Origin of the sequence: Bacillus sp. 22483 (genome assembly GCF_052044605.1) — a bacterium.
Taxonomy (GTDB): Bacteria; Bacillota; Bacilli; order Bacillales; family Bacillaceae; genus Bacillus; species Bacillus altitudinis.
The window spans coordinates 1-16,911 of record NZ_JBQENU010000012.1 but is presented as its reverse complement, the minus strand read 5'-3'; the positions used below and the strand labels follow the sequence as shown (position 1 = coordinate 16,911).

The window sequence follows — 16,911 nt, the reverse complement described above, 5'->3', positions numbered from 1 at the left end:
TGTGAATATATCAATTATCACAGTAGGAAAATTAAAAGAGAAATATTTAAAGCAAGGCATAGCCGAATACACAAAACGATTACAAGCATACGCAAAAATCGAGATCATTGAGCTCGCAGACGAAAAAGCACCCGAGAATCTCAGCGAGCAAGACATGAAAATCATCAAAGACAAAGAAGGCGAACGCATCCTAAGCAAAATCAACCCAGACGCCCACGTCATCGCCCTCGCCATCGAAGGAAAAATGAAAACTTCCGAAGAATTAGCCGATACAATAGATAAGCTGGCAACATACGGAAAAAGTAAGGTGTGTTTTGTCATAGGCGGATCCCTTGGGTTAAGCGATGCTGTGATGCAGCGGGCGAATGAGAAGCTGTCGTTTTCGAAGATGACGTTTCCGCATCAGTTGATGAGGTTGGTGTTGGTGGAGCAGATTTATCGGGCGTTTCGGATTGTGCGGGGGGAGCCTTATCATAAGTAGATGGGGTTTTTAAAAGAACCATCAAGAACGTTGATTTGCCAGCGTTTTAGGCGGTTGTTTTTATTTGAATTATTAATAAGTTTATGAATTAACATATTAAATTGCTATGATGTTGAATTTGTTATTATTTGCTATAATTAAATTAATTTTGATTTTTATTTGTAGGTGTTTATAACAGTAGATATATTAATTGTGAATCCTATAAAATATATTAGTGTTTTAAAACTTAAAGAAATTATTAAGTATAGTAAGGCTAGAGTAACGTGAATCTTTAATGCAGTAAAGAGAGAGACTAAAGCAGTGAGTTTAAAGGAGATGAACGAGGTGAGCAGAAAGATAAGTACTCAGGTTGAAAGAAGGATATATGCTGAATCTATGGGGCGATGTATGAACCCAGAGTGTAAAGTAGATTTATTTAAAGATAGTGGCGACATAATGGAAAAGGCTCATATAAGTCCTTATTGTGATACTAAAGACAACTCGTATGAAAATTTAATTATTTTATGTCCAAATTGTCATACAAATTTTGATAAAAACAGTGCATTCAGTGCTGATGATGTTGAAAAATGGAAACAAATACGTAAGGTTGAATTTGAGCGTTTTTTTAGTAAAGAGTATGATACATTTGAGGAATTAAAAAGTGAAGTAGTTATATTATTATTACGTAATCAAGAAATTTTTGAAAACTATTATTCAGAGAACCAAAGGGAATTATGGGACATTTTTGAAGGCGAAATTATATCAAATAATAGAAAAATAAGAAAAATTTTGAAAAATAATACTAAGTTGATTCAAAATCATTCTCAGGAAAGTTACTCAAACTTAGCATTAGTACAAAGATTTATGCTTCATATTGATGAATTTGAAGCTACTCGAATAAGTAAAGAAAAAATAAGACATGTATTATTTCCGGCTGAGATTAACTCCTTGTTTGGAATAAAACCTGTACATGAAAACTTTATGCCATCTGTAGAGTCTATTGAGAGTTTAATATCAGTATTACTGAATAAGGGGGAATTTGAATCTATTGTTTTAGGCATTAATAATCCATATATACAGGTTAAAAAAGACAGTTTTTCTGAAAAGATTTATCTAAATGACACTCCAATGTTAAGACAATTATACTATGATAGTAATTGTTTTAGGGAAGTTAATGTACGATTCAAAAGTTTAAATTATGCTTTAAAAGTTATAAAATCAAGAGGTTTAAATTTTGATTTTTTAGAGGTAGACAATCTAAAAGAAATTACAGTAAATGGTGTAAATATAGTTTTTATTTATGAGTATTGCTTAAGTAAAGTTAAATTACAACAACTATGTCCAAAGGAAAAATGTGTGGTTTTAAACTTACATAATTGGAATGGTGAGTGTTGTATTTCAGTGGAAGCATACGAACTAGCAAAAGAAATGAAAGTAACATTACTAACAATGGATAAATTTTATAAATACATTAATGGAATTTAATACAAAAGATTTTGTCGTAGAGAAAATTCTATATCATATAGAATTGTTTAAATCATTTAAAAGTGTGTATTTATTTGGGTCAATTCTCAATGAGAATAGATCCCCAAATGATATAGATTTATTGCTAGTTTACAAAGATTTTTCTAATCAACTTTTAATTGATTTGGATAAGATAGTCACTTTTTTTGATCAATCATATGAACTCTCCTTTGATTTAACTGTACTAAGTGAACGTGAGGAAGAAGAGTTAGGTTTTATAATTAGATTAACCTCAAATTACTTAAGACTGAAATGAAAAATCCTTATATTTAAAAAATGATAATATCTCAAGTGAATTCACTTTTATTATTAAGTAATTAAACTTTTTAACCAAATAATTCTTTGTTCAGTGGAAGATAAAACTACATTTGTATAGATGGTTGAAATTTATTGCTCTTAGAAAACTGCTGTTGCACTATGTAAGGTAATTGGATCATAATTCACTTTTTAAATCAAAAGGTACGGGAATCTAATTATCTCCTATACCTTTATTTACGTTAGAAGATTCAATATATATTCAATCCATAACTATTTAAAGTTAAAGGAGACTTCCATGAGTTTTAAAGCTGACTTTAAACGTGAAATGCGTAACGTAATAAAAGACGTAGAAAAAGAAATAAATAAAACGTGGAAAATTGATTATAAAGGGCATTCTATAGAAATTATAAATCAAATAAAAGAAGAACAACTGATCATTGATGGTGTGACAGTTGATAAAAAGCAACGAAAAAGTGTATTGTCTCATATAATTCCATATTCAACATTATCGGGGATATTGGAACTTCAAGATGGTACAAAACACAAAGTGTCCGTTAAACTTGGTGGGTATGTACGATTTCGTTGTATGGTGAAGGTAGATCATGAAACGGTTTTAGATGAATCAATGAAGATAGACCTTCTATCATGGGATCATAAAGAGAAAATCGTTCCCTTTATTCAACAACAAATTCAAACACATCATAAAATAGTAGATGATCGTTTACCCGATGAAGATTATTTATTTGACGAAAATGAACCACGATTGGCTCCCGGTTTATCTGATTATTATGTAGATGAACGACCTGCCCCTTTTTATGTGAAGAAACTATTGAAGCTTTTTGAAATACAACTGAATCATCCTACAAACGAAACTAGAAAAAAAACATATGAAAAAATCATTTCTAACAATATGGCCAGCCGTAGTAGTGAATTAATTGAACGATTTCAGCAAACACAATGGGATGAATCCCGTGTACAGCAAGAAGCGTTATGGCTTCTTGAGCATGCAGCACATCGGGAGGTAGTCAAATTTGCAGTCATGATACTGGGATGTACAAACTGTGAAAAATACAAAGAGCTTTTATTCACAATAGGTATGCATGAAGAATTTACTTCTTATGTCGTGTTTGCATTGAAGAATGGCACAATTCAAGGAAACGAACATGTTTGGCGTCTTGCAAAGTCCGTCGATGGATGGGGGAAGATTTCGGCTGTTGAGCAATTGGAAGCATCGACGCCAGAAATAAAACGATGGCTCCTAACAAAGGGCTGCGAAAATACAATCATGAATGAATACTTAGCTTATACTTGTGCTCTTAATGGTGATCTGGAAACAGCTTTATCAAAAGATGAAATTTCCAAAGAATTATATGATGGAGCGAGTCTCATCATTCAAGCATTATTAGAAGATGAGGTTTCTAACTATGGTATCGAAGAGTATCCAAATGCAAGCTTAGTTCTCTGCCGTTTTATTCACCATGCTCATAAGCACTGTCAATCAATTGAGGACTTTTATCCAATATTGAAAATAAATGAGTTTTTAAATGATGAACAAGAGATTTGGGAAGACCGATTGAATGCTTCATGGAAACAGGACGATTATAAGGCTATCCAGGAAGCTGTTCAACCGTTTATCAATGACAGTAGATGGCCAAAGCTTGCAATCGATTCGTTACAACAGGGTTTCAGCTCCCAAGCACTTAAAATCGCTCTCTTTTATCGTTTAGATGTGATTGAGCATCTATTTGCTTTGCTTGAGAAAGATCCGACAAATAGTGAAATATACTTTGCTGTGATGGACACAAGTCCACACCAGCATATTAGAGAGCTTTGTACATTTGCAGAAACACATTTATCGTTATCAAACCTCTCAGATGATGAAGTGGCTTGTCTACAATATATTGTGCAAGATTTATATGAACACGACGGTGTAGGATTGCCATTGATTCAAGCTGCACTTAGATCAGATGATGGAAATTTACAGTATCATGCTTTAAGTGTATTAAGGGAATGGTCTCCTTCGTATTCTCAGCAAGCGGCCACAAGAGAATTGATTGAACATATTGCTGTGAAGACAAAGGATAAAGAAGATCGAAAGTTAGCCAAATACTTATTAAAGAAATAGGATTGGATTTACCACCGCATAATCAAAAATCTAAAAATATCAGAAAGCAGGAACACCATGCACACAATCAAAAAAATAGGCCAAACCTTCTCCTACATCACACCAGTATCACTCACCGACCGCCCCATCCTAGGCATGGTCGCAGGCAATGACAAAACATTAATGATTGATGCCGGCAACTCAGAAGATCATGCCAAATACTTTATCAAAGAAACTTTAAAACACGAGAACGCCAAGCCCGATCTCGTTGTCCTCACGCATTGGCATTGGGATCATATCTTTGGTCTGCCTGCGCTACCTGATACGGTTTCAATTGCTTCTGCACAGACAAGAAAGAAAATGGAGGAGCTTGTTCCGTTTTCGTGGTCAGATGAGGCGATTGATGAGCGGGTGAAGGAAGGAACGGAGATTGAGTTTTGCGCGAAGGCCATCAAAGAAGAATATAAGAATCATCGAGAGATTCAGGTGGTTTTACCGGATGTCACGTTTGATCGTCGGATGGAGATTGATCTTGGCGGGGTCACTTGTGTTGTGCAGCATATTGGAGGCGATCATGCCGCAGATTCAGTGATCGTGTATGTGAAAGAGGAAAAAATCCTGTTTCTTGCTGATTGCATTTATCCGAAAATGTATGCAGAAAAAGTACATTATACGGTAAAAGAAATCTTGCGTCTTTTAGATGAGTTAGATGCATTTGATGCGGAGACGTATATTCCATCGCACCAAAGGCCGTGGACAAAAGAGGAGTTTCGACAGGAAACAGACAAGCTTAGGAAGATTGCGAAATTCACTGATCTATGTGGTGGAGATAAGCAGAAAATCACGAATGAATATCAAAAGTACGTGAACAGAGAACTGAAAGAAGATGAATTAGAAACTATAGAGTGCTTTGTAAATGGATATTAAATAATAAATAAAAAAAGTCTCATTTGAGTGATTTTCCTCAAACGAGACTTTTTTATTTCTATGGTAAACCTACAAAGTCTTCTGCATCACGAACTGTGACAGACATCTGTTTTGCATTAATAATAATGACACAATCCCAAGTGGGCTTTATTTGCAGTTCATCATTCTCATCAATACGAATAATTCCTTTAAATTCAACAGTCTGTTCTAGAAAGACCATTTTCTTTTCTGTATCATCTTTGACGGCTGTTAAATGTTCAGGATAGTGAACGGTCCAATCATAAAAAGTGGTTTTCTTCATAGTTCCTCCTATTTTCATTCGTACACATCTCCGAATACTTCTTTTGTTTGCCGGATTGTCAGTGATTTATTGGTTGGATCAATTGAAATGACACAATCCCAAGTAGGTTTGATTTGTAGCTCGTTGTTGTCATCCAACCAGATGATGCTATTTAGTTCAATAGATGGCTCTAAAATGACCATTTTCTTTTCATGATGATCTGTAATCGCTGTTAAGTCTGCTTGTAAATGGATGGTCCAGTCAAAAAAAGTGATTTTTTTCATTGTTTCTCCTCTCATCATCGCTTATATTTCCATTATAACCTGAGTGTTTTCTGACACCATTTTTTATCAATTCTTCTATTAATAGAGAGGTTACTTACAGATGGACAACATAACTGACCTATACGACACGTTCAAAACCAAAATATCGAAATATCCAATTGAACAAAATCATTGGCAAGCTTTCAAAGATGGAACAACGATTAAACAGTTAAAAGCAGGTACATGCATAATCAAGGCTGGCGATCCGGTGAAGCATGCCTATTTCTGCATAACAGGTCTCTTCCGTCTCTTCTATTTGTTACCGGATGGAAGGGAGTACAACGTGGCTTTTACGTTGGAAGATGATTTTGCTACTTCTTATGCAAGTATGATCAACGGGCAGCCTTCTCCTTATTCGATTGAAGCGATGGAGGATTCTATCGTGATTGAAATTCCGTATGATCTACTTCAAAGGTTGATGAACAGCAGTCATATGTGGGAGCGGTTTGTTCGGGTGAGTGTAGAAAGGCTGTATACGAGAAAGGAAGAGCGTGAGAGGGAACTGCTCTATTTGCCAGCCATTGAGCGATATCAGGCGTTTTTATTGAAATATCCCGGGTTACATCAACGTATCGCTCAATATCATATTGCCTCATATATCGGTATTTCTCCAGTTTCGCTGAGCAGGCTACTGCATCCTGCTGAACATTAACCTATGTTAATGCACATTCTCTAGATCTGGCGTACAATCATCACATCATAGAAGAATCGAGGGGCTTGATGATGAAATATATGATGGTTGTTTTATTAGAGTTCTATCCATCTTGGCTTGCTTTACCACGAGAGGAGCGCAGAACCCATGCGGCTTCGCTGCAAGAGTTGATGCAAAAATATGAGGAACATGTGACGGTGCGCTTTTTTGATGCTGAAGCTCTTCCAGGTAAGGATTACACAGATTTTGTGATGTGTGAAACAGATGACCTGAAGTTCTATCATTTTATGTGGGAAGAGATTAGAGATTCTATTCCTTACACAAGTGGTTATGTCAAAATTAAAGAAGTCATCAAGGGAATGGAAGATGCTTTTCAAACATATGAAAAAGAATCTCTGAAAATGGACCAGTAATCGAAAACCACCTGCTATCAGGTGGTTTTTTGCACATTCTATTTTTTGGTATAATCAGGGGTAAGGTAAGAACGGATAAATTTTTGAACTGAATCGGAGGTACTTATGAAGCAGCTGTATATGAAGCAAAAGGTATTTAGTCTGAGCGGCAGGTTTACGGTAAAGGACCAACAGGAAAATGATGTATATGTGGTCGAAGGCAGCTTTATGAAGGTGCCAAAGACGTTCACCATTTTGAATACAGAACGAGAAGTCATCGCTGTAATTACGAAGAAAATGTTTAGCTTTTTACCGAAGTTTTTAGTAGAAGTCGGTGGGCAAGAGGTATTGACGATCAAAAAAGAGTTTACGTTCTTCAAAGCAAAATATTCAATTGATGCTGCTGGAATCGAAGTACAAGGGAACTGGTGGGATATGAATTTCCAAGTGCTGCAAAGCGGCGAAGTGATTGGTCAGGTAAAGAAGGAATGGTTTACTTGGGGGGATAGCTACAAGGTGGATATTTTGAAACAAGAGATGGAGCCTGTGATGATTGCATTGGTTGTTGCGATTGATTGTGTGAAAGCGGATGAAGCGGCGTCTAGGTCTTCGTCGACGACGATGAATAATTAATTGGAGGGTTTAAAGTTGGACAATCTCACCCGCATTTTAAGATTAAGAGATGCAGAGATATGGGCGTATGAATTTCTCGATAATAAAGACATCATCGTTTATTTCTCGATTACAGATTTAAATAGAAAAGCAACGATTCATGATAACCCTCTGGCCACTCAAGAAGAACTGGATGAAAGAGATAATTACATATCAATGGATGTGCACAGCCATCTAGATCTCAAGAAAACGCTAGAAGAAGATATATTTGATGACTTTATCACCAATATCTCAGCTTTAGTAGAGCATATGCATGATTTTCACAATGCGCATGTTTTTATTCACATGCATGTTCATGACAAAATCGAATTGACAGATTTTCAGTTAGAAAAAGATGAAGAGATGCATGGCGATGAAAAAGAACAACTCTATACATTTAAACGTTTATGGATTCAGCAGGCATGTTTTCAATTGGTCGAACAACAATTAAATCGAAAAATCACAGACATGTCTAACAGTAGGTTTTGCCAAGATCTAAAGTGAGGTGAGCAAACGAATGACATTCCCATACAAAGTATTTCAAACAGTCGTCGAATGCGGCAGCTTTACAAAAGCTGGAGAGAAGCTTGGGCTGACGCAGTCTGGGGTGAGTCATAATATGGCGAAGCTTGAGTCAGAACTTGGGATTGTGCTGCTTCATCGGAATCGAAACGGGCTGTCGCTGACAGATGCAGGTGAGCGGGTGATGCCCCATATTCGCCAAATCATTCATCATGCGTCATTGCTTGAGCAGGAGGCGGCGTTGATTCAAGGGATGGAAGTGGGGAGTATCAAGATCGGCACGTTCTCTAGTTTTTCTTCAAAAATGCTTCCGCAGCTCATTCATCGTTTTACGAAAAGTTATCCCAATATCCAATTGGAGTTATACGAAGGCGGCTATGAAGAGATTGAAGAGTGGATCGCGTCTGGCACAGTTGATCTTGGGTTTTTAACACAGCCATCTAGAGATTTGGAAACTGTTCCACTGTTTCAAGATGAATTGGTAGTGCTCATGCAAGAGAGTCATCGTTTCCATACAAAGAAGGTGATGGAAGTGGCTTCGTTCCAAGATGAACCATTTATTATGCCAAAAGCGGGCTGTGATCAACTCATTAAGAAAATATTAAAAGAAAGAGGCGTAAAACCCCATGTTTTATTTGAGATTGGGGACAACAATACGCTCATCTCTATGGTTCAGGAAGGCATTGGGCTCACGATCATTCCGAAGTTGATTTTGCCGCCTCAGGTGCCTCATGCGAACGTAATTCCACTTGAGACCAGTGTTTATCGCGAAATCAATATGGCGTTTAAATCTTTTAACGCAGCCTCTCCCTCTACTAAAAGATGGATTGAAGCGGTCAAAGATCATTTTAAATAGATTCAGCTTGAACGAGAGTCTCTATTCAAGCTGATCAATTTATAGCGTGATTACCCCGCGAATGGTAATAACCGCTGCACCTGCAACTTTAATCACCGGCTTTGCTTCATTCGGAATGACCGTGATACGAAGCAATCCTGGTCTGCCGATGGCATCACCTTGAGCAATGCGCAGATGAGTGGTTTCTTGCTGAGGAATGATCCCTTCCAAATACAGATATCCGGCTAATGCTCCGTTTGCTGCTCCGGTTACAGGATCTTCGGGTATACCAATGCCAGGTGCAAAATCCCTTGTATAAAGATCACAGTCCTTTGTGGATTGAAACGTATAAAGATGAGTCGTTGTGATACCCTGCGCTTTATTCAATTTCCCTAAAGCTGCTAAGTTTGGTGCCGCTTGATCAATGTCATCCTGATGTTTCAGCGGAACCAGGAGATGCCAGTTTCCGGTGTTTGCTAATTTTATAGGATAGGATGGATCAATCCTGTCACTGCTTATACCGAGCATGTCACTAAGCTCTTCTACATCGATGATAAAATCTCGCGTCTTTGGCGTGACCTGTGTCATCTCCACATCCACAACTTTGCCATTCACTTCGTGCCATACAACGGGAACATGGCCGATCTTTGTTTCTAACACAACCCCTGATTTTTCTTTAGCCATCCCTAGCTCTGTCGCTAAAAGCCAAGTCAACCCAACCGTCGCATGCCCGCAGAAATTGACCTCTTCCGTTGGAGTGAAATATTTCACTCGATAATCAGCTTCCTCATCATGTGCCGGCAGCAAGAAAACAGATTCGGGTAAGTTCAACTCCTTGGCGATATTCTGCATCTCATCCTCTGTTAACCATTCCCCATCCAACACCACCCCAGCGGCATTACCTCCAAATTTCTCAGTTGTAAACGCATCGACATGATACACTCTAATATCTTTCATCTGACGAATCCTCCTAAACATGTTGTTATGTTCATCATAAGTTTGTATGATGCATTCGTAAAATGAATCTTTTGAATGTGATGAATTGGAATTGTTCATGTAATATCAAACAACTAGGCGCTAAGGGCGGAAAGGTCTTACCGTTACAGGAAAAGGAATGTCGGAGAGTAGTAAGACGGTAAAGTCGTTTAAGGCTGAAAGAAAATAATATCGGATCAAAAGGCAGGTTCAAAGAGAATCTGCTTTTTTGTAGTATGCTTGAACAAAACAAAAAGAAAGCGAGGGGGTCAGCATAGCTTTAGGAGGATATATCAATATTGGATTGGTATTCTATGATGACATTCATTTAACAATCACTTTTCGCAAACTGACTGACTTTTTAACAAAAAAAGGAATATTGATAACGAAGGTAAAGTTTAGTCAGGACGCTAACGGCGAAGCATGGATCGAACATGATGTAAAAGAGAATAAAATCAAAAACAATTACTTGGAAGGTTTTTATTCAGAATTTGAATTGGAGGGAACATGTCTAAAACATACGACCATGAACATACAAAAAGAAGCTGGTTTTGTGGGATTCGTTCTATATTTAAAGTGGACAGAGGTTGTTTCACATGATGTCGTTCGTATTCAACAGGAGATCGTACAGTGTCTTGTAGAACTTTATCATACTCTTACGTTCGAGTATTCATTCATTGGACATGAAATAGAAGTCGAGATTCATCCAGATGATGTTGAAATGAGTCTGCAAAAACATCATGCTTTTCCAGTTGTTCTTATAGGTAAAGGGGATTATTTAGTCATTTTTTATGGTGATACTCTCATTGACGGGCTAATTACTCAAGAGAGAGGGAAGAAATATTTAAAGGTTAAAAGAGAACAGTAAAAAAGCCTCCTGAATGTCTCAGGAGGCTTTTTCCTTTCATCACCCATAATAATTATTCGCCTGAATAAAAAATTGGGATTGCATGTAGTTATAAGTGATTTTCGAGAAGTCGAAAGGCTGGCCGTTTGTGAGATGAAAGACGGTTTCGACGCGAAGAGCAGGATCATTTTGCTTAAGTCCGAGGTGCTTCGCTTCAGTTTCGTTTAGTTTGCCAACTTGCAGGTACATGTCAGAAAAGCCCACTTTAAGACCAAGGCCTTCACTAATGAATTTAAAAACAGAATCGGCTGCAATTTCTGTGTTGAGGTAAGGAATAATGGTTTTCCGGTAATAGGACTCTTCTAAACATAAAGTTTGTCCATTGATGTAACGAATGCGTTTAAGGTAGAAAACATCCTCATCTGGTTCAATGTTTAAATTCAGCGCAGCTTCTTCTGGCGGTTTGACGGTATCTAACGTGAGAACTTCTGATGTCAGTTGAAATTCCTCTAAATCTTTTTTAAATCCTTGGTTGGATAAAAGGCTGATATAGCCTTTGCGCCTGTGCCTTCTCACAAAGATGCCGCTGCCCCTCACCTGATAGACAATCCCTTTTCTTTCGAGTAAATCTAATGATTTGATAATTGTACTTTTGCTCACAGCAAATTGATTCATGAGCGTCTCAAGCACAGGAAGTTTGTCTCCTTGCTGCAGCTCATGTGTGACAATATATTTTTCAATATCGCTCGCAATTTGTTGATACTTTAACATAGCCATTCCTCTTTGTTTTCACGATTTATTGTCTTTGTATTATAGCACATCCCGATTTCTCTTTGATATGCAAACTTAAATTATATAGGCATTGATAAATTGTACCGGTATAATTATAATGTACATATACTAGTGGTGATAAAGGGGGGTTTTATATGTCAAAAGTGAGGGATTATCAAAAGCTTGCAGAAGACATCTTAGAAGCAGTTGGCGGAGAGGAAAATGTGGTGAGTGCCGCAAGATGCGCCACGAGGCTGCGTTTGGTGCTGAAGCGCTCTAATCCAAAGGCAAAAGAAGCAATCAACGCCATGCCTGGCGTCATTACAGTGGTGGAAAACGGTGGTCAGTTTCAGGTTGTGATCGGTCAGCATGTAGGTGAGGTATATGAGCATTTTTCCAATCTTGTTCAGCTTCAAACGTCGGATGATGACCAGCCGAATGAACACAAAGGAACGATACTGAATCGGGTCATTGCGACCATGTCCGCTGTGTTTGCGCCATTTGTGTATATTTTAGCCGCAGCTGGTATTTTGCAAGGTGCACTTATCTTAATAAATTTGATATTTCCAAGCTTCTCGAAAACAGGCACTTATGAAGTGTTTAGCTTTATTTCTTGGGCACCGTTTACGTTCTTGCCCATTTTTATTGCGATAACTGCAGCCAAGCATTTCAAAACGAATATGTATATCGCGGTTGCTTGTACAGCAGCGCTTGTCAGTCCTTCTTGGACAGAGATTGCTGGACGTGTAGCATCAGGGGAAGGTGTGACCTTTTTAGGGATTGCGTTATCTGAAACGGTTTATACATCATCCGTCTTGCCACCGCTTTTCTTAGTATGGATTCTTTCTTATGTAGAAAAATTCTTAAACAAACGAATTCATGAGGTTGTCAAACCGCTATTTGTCCCATTTCTATGTATGGTCGTCATGGTTCCGTTAACCATTCTATTAATCGGTCCTCTTTCGACAGCAGGTGCAAATGGGATTGCAAACGGATACAATATCTTAGCTGAAAATGTGCCAGCTCTGGCAGGGGCCATTATCGGTGGTTTCTGGCAAGTACTCGTGATTTTCGGTGTTCACTGGGGCATTACGCCAATGGTACTTGCGAACTTTGAACAATATGGACGTGACTCCTTTCAGGCATATCAAACCATCGCTGTTATCGCTCAAGTCGGTGCGGTGCTGGGAGTTATTTTAAAAGCAAGAAATCGGGAAACACGGAAAGTTGGGGTTTCAGCTGGAATCACAGGACTCTTCGGTATTACGGAGCCTGCGATTTACGGTGTCACCTTACGTTTTAAAAAGCCGTTTATTTTTGGGTGTATTTCTGGAGCGGTCGGTGCCGTTGTGGCCAGCTTCTTTAACCCTTATTACTTTGCATATGCAGGGCTGCCTGGCCCGCTGACCATTGTGAACGGAATCAGTGCAGATTATCCAACGTCTATCATTGGTATTTTGATTGGTGTGGCCATTGCGCTGATTTTACCAGTTGTGCTTATTCAAATGTTCGGATATGGAGAAGATACAGTAGAACAGTCAGCTGGTGAAACACCTCTTAAAGATCAAGACGGAGAAACGACACAAGCTTCTATGAACAATGAAGAAATGATCACGGCTCCACTTACAGGAAAGGTGCTTTCGTTATCTGAAGTACCAGATGCCGTATTTAGCTCTGGGGCGATGGGGAAAGGCTTTGCCGTTCATCCGACCGATAACAAACTGTTTGCACCGTTTGATGGCAGTGTCGTCATGCTTGCACCAACAAAACATGCGATTGGTTTGCGTTCTGAATTTGGTGTAGAGTTACTTGTTCATGTAGGAATTGATACGGTTTCTCTAGATGGATCGGCATTTACACTCAATATCAAAGAAGGCGACAAGGTGAAAAAGGGTGACTTGTTGATGACATTTGATCAGGAAGCAATTGAAAGCAAAGGATTACAAACAATCACACCTGTTATCATTACCAATACCCAAGCATACGAAGATGTGATTGTAGAGGAACGTTCGACATGTCAGCCAACTGACGTCATGTTGACAATTGTGAAATAGGAGGAATAGATAATGACTTTACCAAAAGATTTCTTATGGGGCGGGGCATTAGCCGCTCATCAATTCGAAGGTGGATGGAATGCAGCTGGCAAAGGGCCGAGTGTTGTAGATGTGATGACAGCCGGTGCTCATGGTGTACCAAGACAGATCACGGAAACGATAGAAGAAGGAACTTTTTATCCAAACCATGAAGCCATTGATTTCTACCACCGTTACAAAGAGGATATCGCCATGTTTGCTGAAATGGGATTAAAATGCTTGCGAACATCGATCGGCTGGAGCCGAATTTTCCCTAAAGGGGATGAAGAAGAGCCGAATGAAGCAGGCTTACAGTTTTATGATGATGTGTTTGATGAACTGATTAAACATGGAATCGAGCCTGTCATTACGTTGTCTCACTTTGAAATGCCCCTCCATTTGGCAAGAGAATACGGCGGATTCCGAAGCAGAAAAGTCGCTGAATATTTCGCGAAATTCGCGGAAGTATGCTTCAATCGTTACAAGGACAAGGTCACGTACTGGATGACATTTAATGAAATCAATAACAAAATGGACGTCAACAACCCGTTGTTCCTTTGGACAAATTCAGGGGTATCTGTCAAAGAAGGGGAAAATGCCAAAGAAGTCATGTATCAAGCGGGACATCATGAATTGCTTGCAAGTGCATGGGCAGTGGCAAAAGGAAAAGAGATCAATCCGTCCTTTCAAATTGGAGCGATGGTGTCCCACGTGCCAATTTATCCATATTCCTCAAACCCAGAGGATGTCATGCTGGCAGAAGAATATATGAGACAGCGCTATTTCTTCCCAGATGTCCAAGTGCGTGGCTACTATCCAAGCTACGCGTTAAAAGAATTTGAGCGCGAAGGCTATCACATTCCATTTGAAGAAGGCGATGAAGAAAGTTTAAGAAAAGGAAAAGTAGATTACCTTGGCTTTAGCTACTACATGTCAACAACGGTCAAAAGCGATGCAGTATCTGATCACAACGGAGACATTGTCAATGGAGCATTGCCACATGGTGTAGAAAATCCGTATATCAAATCAAGTGACTGGGGCTGGTCCATTGATCCGACAGGCTTAAGATATACATTGAATCGTTTTTACGATCGCTATCAAATCCCGCTATTCATTGTGGAAAATGGCTTTGGTGCCATTGATCAAGTGGAAGAAGACGGCTCTATTCATGACCCAGAGCGAATTCAATATCTCGCTTCTCATATTCAAGCACTGAAAAAAGCGGTTGAATATGACGGTGTGGACCTCATCGGCTACACACCTTGGGGCATCATTGATATCGTGTCATTCACAACCGGTGAAATGAAAAAACGCTACGGCATGATTTATGTTGACCGTGATAACGAAGGTAATGGTTCAATGAAGCGTCTTAAAAAAGATTCGTTTACTTGGTATCAAAACGTCATCGCAACGAATGGTGAAGAAGTGTAATAAAGAAATGACTGGCCCGGATGAGCGTGGGATGCGCTTGTCCGGGTTTTTTTATTTCCTATGCTTCAATGTAGCCTGAATACAAAGAAAAAAGAGAGTGATCACAATAAAATAATTCATTGGATTGTGAAAGATATTGATACTAAATGCTAATTGAAGAAGAATCCAAAAACCGAATATCACTGTAACAGCTGGGATGATTTTTTTATACACATTGATTCTCCTTTCGAGAGTAGTTTGTTTTTAGGTGGCATTGTCTCATATCATTGCAGAGATGAAAAGAGAGAAAGATATTAATAGGTTCTATTGCACTATTTGGTATAATTGGTCTATAAAAACGATAAATGGTAGATAAAGAATAGGAGTTGTTGAAATGAATCAAACTCTGCAAATGGGTGCCAATACCGTACTAAACTCTCCAAAGGGGCAATTATCCATCAGTTATGAAGTGTCATCTGCAATTGATATTTCTTTAACGGCGTTTCTCTTAACAGATTCAAATCTAGTTCAAGGAGATAATGGCATTATTTTTTACAATCAGCCGGAGAGTACTACGGGTGTCGCGACACTTTTACCAGCAGAGATATCAGATCAGTTGAAAAGACATCAATTGAATTTTGATATGAGCAAAGTGCCTGTCGGAATCACAAAGATGGCTATTACACTAACAGAGGATCGAGGAATCGGCTTTTCTCATGTGAAGAATCTGCAAGCAGAAATTCGAACAGGTGATGAGGTGCTATACCTAACACCAGTTAGCTTTACAAATGAAAAGGGTATTGTCGTAGTAGAGCTATACATAAGAAATAGTGAAACGAAAGCACGATCCATCTGGCGTGGCTTCGATTCTGGATTGGAAGGGCTATGCAAGCTTTATGGGGTAGAGGTTGAACCTGATGAACAGGATGTTTCTACACCTCCTGAAATGGTTTCTGAAAAACAAATTAATGAGCCTGCTCCAATGAACACAGCCGCTAAACAGAAAGTCGCTGCACCTATTAGCTTAGAGAAAGTTCAAGGTAAAATTAGTCTAGACAAAGGTCATAAACCGATCATCATTGAAAAAACACCAGAGATTACGGCTACAGTATCTTGGGAGTCTGGAACCGATTATGATATTTACGCATTGGTCTATACGAAATCAGGAAAACAAATAGATGTGGCCATGTTTGGTGCAAAAGGTGTTCCCGCTCTCAAAAGTTACGGTAACGGGGCTGTTGAGCATATGGGAGATGTCGGTAGAGATCGTGAATCAATGAAAACAGAAGTCATTAAACTAAGGTTAAATGATGATATCCTTGCGGTGGTTCCCGTTGTTTACTCTGCTCAATCAAATGGAACAGGTTCTTTCTATAGATATAGAGTGTCTATGAGTATCGATAATCATCAAGGAACGTCTGTCACGATTCACGCGAAACATGCAAATGACAATGATCGGATTTATTCTTGTGTTCCAGGTATTCTTCAAAACACAAATGATGGCGTGATCATCCGTCCACTAGAGCTTTACAGTAAACCAAACTCTGAGCGTAGACCGAAGTTAAAAATGAAATATTCAAATGAGATCGATGTTTTGATGGATAAAGGACCAATCAATGATTATAAGTAACGTGAACATGTGGCTAGACAGAGTATAATGAACTGTCTGGCCTTTTCTAGATCTCTACAATGGATAAACTCGTTTATCCATTGTAGAGGGTAAATTGAATAGAGAGTCCATTCCATTTTTTATGTCATTTAGCCTATTTTTCCGTTTTGGAGGTCACGGTAAAATAGACTTTATGATCAATAATGGAGGGAGTGGCTTAATCTGGGCAAGATACTTGATGCAAAAGCACTAACCAGTGCCATGGATACAAGGGCAAAACACTATCAGGAACTCCGCGA

The 16,911-nt window shown here is 38.6% G+C and carries 18 protein-coding genes; 14 read left to right on the top strand and 4 right to left on the bottom strand.

From position 1 onward, the window contains the following. The first annotated feature begins 1 nt into the window (after nt 1). The 5 genes from rlmH to ACTJJQ_RS15715 all read left to right on the top strand — a co-directional run bounded on the left by rlmH (nt 2) and on the right by ACTJJQ_RS15715 (nt 5,273). Nucleotides 2–481, top strand: coding sequence for a 23S rRNA (pseudouridine(1915)-N(3))-methyltransferase RlmH (rlmH, locus tag ACTJJQ_RS15735; protein ID WP_017368434.1), 480 nt, complete (start codon nt 2–4; stop codon nt 479–481). Nucleotides 482–796: 315 nt separating this feature from the next. Then, complete coding sequence (locus ACTJJQ_RS15730) at nt 797–1,945, top strand: HNH endonuclease signature motif containing protein (protein ID WP_234823382.1); 1,149 nt, start codon at nt 797–799, stop codon at nt 1,943–1,945. Then, on the top strand, nt 1,935–2,240 hold the full coding sequence (locus ACTJJQ_RS15725) for a nucleotidyltransferase domain-containing protein (RefSeq protein ID WP_113746786.1): 306 nt from the start codon (nt 1,935–1,937) through the stop codon (nt 2,238–2,240). Before ACTJJQ_RS15730 ends, ACTJJQ_RS15725 begins: the two co-directional genes overlap by 11 nt. Nucleotides 2,241–2,537: 297 nt before the next feature. Beyond that, a complete protein-coding gene (locus tag ACTJJQ_RS15720; RefSeq protein WP_440600380.1) occupies nt 2,538–4,367 on the top strand; it encodes a hypothetical protein in 1,830 nt (609 codons plus the stop codon). Nucleotides 4,368–4,424: 57 nt separating this feature from the next. Further along, nucleotides 4,425–5,273, top strand: coding sequence for an MBL fold metallo-hydrolase (locus ACTJJQ_RS15715; RefSeq protein WP_440600379.1), 849 nt, complete (start codon nt 4,425–4,427; stop codon nt 5,271–5,273). Nucleotides 5,274–5,331: 58 nt separating this feature from the next. On the opposite strand, the gene ACTJJQ_RS15710 is transcribed toward ACTJJQ_RS15715, so the two are convergent. After that, the gene (locus ACTJJQ_RS15710) at nt 5,332–5,574 is read right to left on the bottom strand and encodes a hypothetical protein (protein ID WP_046527577.1); all 243 of its coding nucleotides are present in this window, start codon (nt 5,572–5,574) and stop codon (nt 5,332–5,334) included. Between the two features lie 14 nt (nt 5,575–5,588). Further along, a complete protein-coding gene (locus ACTJJQ_RS15705; protein ID WP_072368203.1) occupies nt 5,589–5,837 on the bottom strand; it encodes a hypothetical protein in 249 nt (82 codons plus the stop codon). 100 nt (nt 5,838–5,937) lie between these two features. Here ACTJJQ_RS15705 and ACTJJQ_RS15700 point away from each other — a divergent pair, with 100 nt between their 5' ends. The 5 genes from ACTJJQ_RS15700 to ACTJJQ_RS15680 all read left to right on the top strand — a co-directional run bounded on the left by ACTJJQ_RS15700 (nt 5,938) and on the right by ACTJJQ_RS15680 (nt 8,949). After that, on the top strand, nt 5,938–6,528 hold the full coding sequence (locus ACTJJQ_RS15700) for a Crp/Fnr family transcriptional regulator (protein WP_440600378.1): 591 nt from the start codon (nt 5,938–5,940) through the stop codon (nt 6,526–6,528). Between the two features lie 71 nt (nt 6,529–6,599). Beyond that, nucleotides 6,600–6,941: a darcynin family protein gene (locus tag ACTJJQ_RS15695; protein ID WP_242732013.1), complete on the top strand. Its 342-nt coding sequence runs from the start codon at nt 6,600–6,602 to the stop codon at nt 6,939–6,941. Nucleotides 6,942–7,046: 105 nt separating this feature from the next. Further along, nucleotides 7,047–7,553, top strand: coding sequence for an LURP-one-related/scramblase family protein (locus tag ACTJJQ_RS15690; protein ID WP_440600377.1), 507 nt, complete (start codon nt 7,047–7,049; stop codon nt 7,551–7,553). 15 nt (nt 7,554–7,568) lie between these two features. Next, nucleotides 7,569–8,075 carry a hypothetical protein gene (locus ACTJJQ_RS15685; RefSeq protein ID WP_142153380.1) on the top strand — a complete coding sequence of 169 codons (507 nt, stop codon included), beginning with the start codon at nt 7,569–7,571 and terminating at the stop codon, nt 8,073–8,075. 13 nt (nt 8,076–8,088) lie between these two features. Then, entirely contained in the window at nt 8,089–8,949 is an 861-nt protein-coding gene (locus ACTJJQ_RS15680) for a LysR family transcriptional regulator (protein WP_440600376.1), read from the top strand. Nucleotides 8,950–8,988: 39 nt separating this feature from the next. On the opposite strand, the gene ACTJJQ_RS15675 is transcribed toward ACTJJQ_RS15680, so the two are convergent. Next, nucleotides 8,989–9,885: a PhzF family phenazine biosynthesis protein gene (locus tag ACTJJQ_RS15675; RefSeq protein WP_440600375.1), complete on the bottom strand. Its 897-nt coding sequence runs from the start codon at nt 9,883–9,885 to the stop codon at nt 8,989–8,991. Nucleotides 9,886–10,207: 322 nt separating this feature from the next. Between ACTJJQ_RS15675 and ACTJJQ_RS15670 the strand changes: the two genes are divergently transcribed. Next, on the top strand, nt 10,208–10,771 hold the full coding sequence (locus tag ACTJJQ_RS15670; protein ID WP_440600374.1) for an Imm64 family immunity protein: 564 nt from the start codon (nt 10,208–10,210) through the stop codon (nt 10,769–10,771). Nucleotides 10,772–10,810: 39 nt separating this feature from the next. On the opposite strand, the gene ACTJJQ_RS15665 is transcribed toward ACTJJQ_RS15670, so the two are convergent. After that, the gene (locus ACTJJQ_RS15665) at nt 10,811–11,521 is read right to left on the bottom strand and encodes a GntR family transcriptional regulator (protein ID WP_046527583.1); all 711 of its coding nucleotides are present in this window, start codon (nt 11,519–11,521) and stop codon (nt 10,811–10,813) included. A gap of 155 nt (nt 11,522–11,676) precedes the next feature. Between ACTJJQ_RS15665 and ACTJJQ_RS15660 the strand changes: the two genes are divergently transcribed. The 3 genes from ACTJJQ_RS15660 to ACTJJQ_RS15650 all read left to right on the top strand — a co-directional run bounded on the left by ACTJJQ_RS15660 (nt 11,677) and on the right by ACTJJQ_RS15650 (nt 16,633). Then, nucleotides 11,677–13,575: a beta-glucoside-specific PTS transporter subunit IIABC gene (locus ACTJJQ_RS15660; protein ID WP_440600373.1), complete on the top strand. Its 1,899-nt coding sequence runs from the start codon at nt 11,677–11,679 to the stop codon at nt 13,573–13,575. A 9-nt stretch (nt 13,576–13,584) separates the two neighbouring features. Then, a complete protein-coding gene (gene bglA / locus ACTJJQ_RS15655) occupies nt 13,585–15,024 on the top strand; it encodes a 6-phospho-beta-glucosidase BglA (RefSeq protein ID WP_123766604.1) in 1,440 nt (479 codons plus the stop codon). A gap of 373 nt (nt 15,025–15,397) precedes the next feature. Then, nucleotides 15,398–16,633, top strand: coding sequence for a TerD family protein (locus ACTJJQ_RS15650; RefSeq protein WP_440600372.1), 1,236 nt, complete (start codon nt 15,398–15,400; stop codon nt 16,631–16,633). The last annotated feature ends 278 nt before the right edge of the window (nt 16,634–16,911 follow it).

Coding starts and splice junctions, on each gene's coding strand:
- ACTJJQ_RS15725 (WP_113746786.1), top strand. CDS start 1,935: ATGGAATTTAATACAAAAGATTTTGTCGTAGAGAAAATTCTATATCAT.
- ACTJJQ_RS15695 (WP_242732013.1), top strand. CDS start 6,600: ATGAAATATATGATGGTTGTTTTATTAGAGTTCTATCCATCTTGGCTT.
- ACTJJQ_RS15680 (WP_440600376.1), top strand. CDS start 8,089: ATGACATTCCCATACAAAGTATTTCAAACAGTCGTCGAATGCGGCAGC.
- ACTJJQ_RS15675 (WP_440600375.1), bottom strand. CDS start 9,885: ATGAAAGATATTAGAGTGTATCATGTCGATGCGTTTACAACTGAGAAA.
- ACTJJQ_RS15660 (WP_440600373.1), top strand. CDS start 11,677: ATGTCAAAAGTGAGGGATTATCAAAAGCTTGCAGAAGACATCTTAGAA.
- ACTJJQ_RS15665 (WP_046527583.1), bottom strand. CDS start 11,521: ATGTTAAAGTATCAACAAATTGCGAGCGATATTGAAAAATATATTGTC.
- ACTJJQ_RS15730 (WP_234823382.1), top strand. CDS start 797: ATGAACGAGGTGAGCAGAAAGATAAGTACTCAGGTTGAAAGAAGGATA.
- ACTJJQ_RS15720 (WP_440600380.1), top strand. CDS start 2,538: ATGAGTTTTAAAGCTGACTTTAAACGTGAAATGCGTAACGTAATAAAA.
- ACTJJQ_RS15690 (WP_440600377.1), top strand. CDS start 7,047: ATGAAGCAGCTGTATATGAAGCAAAAGGTATTTAGTCTGAGCGGCAGG.
- ACTJJQ_RS15705 (WP_072368203.1), bottom strand. CDS start 5,837: ATGAAAAAAATCACTTTTTTTGACTGGACCATCCATTTACAAGCAGAC.
- ACTJJQ_RS15650 (WP_440600372.1), top strand. CDS start 15,398: ATGAATCAAACTCTGCAAATGGGTGCCAATACCGTACTAAACTCTCCA.
- ACTJJQ_RS15715 (WP_440600379.1), top strand. CDS start 4,425: ATGCACACAATCAAAAAAATAGGCCAAACCTTCTCCTACATCACACCA.
- ACTJJQ_RS15700 (WP_440600378.1), top strand. CDS start 5,938: ATGGACAACATAACTGACCTATACGACACGTTCAAAACCAAAATATCG.
- ACTJJQ_RS15710 (WP_046527577.1), bottom strand. CDS start 5,574: ATGAAGAAAACCACTTTTTATGATTGGACCGTTCACTATCCTGAACAT.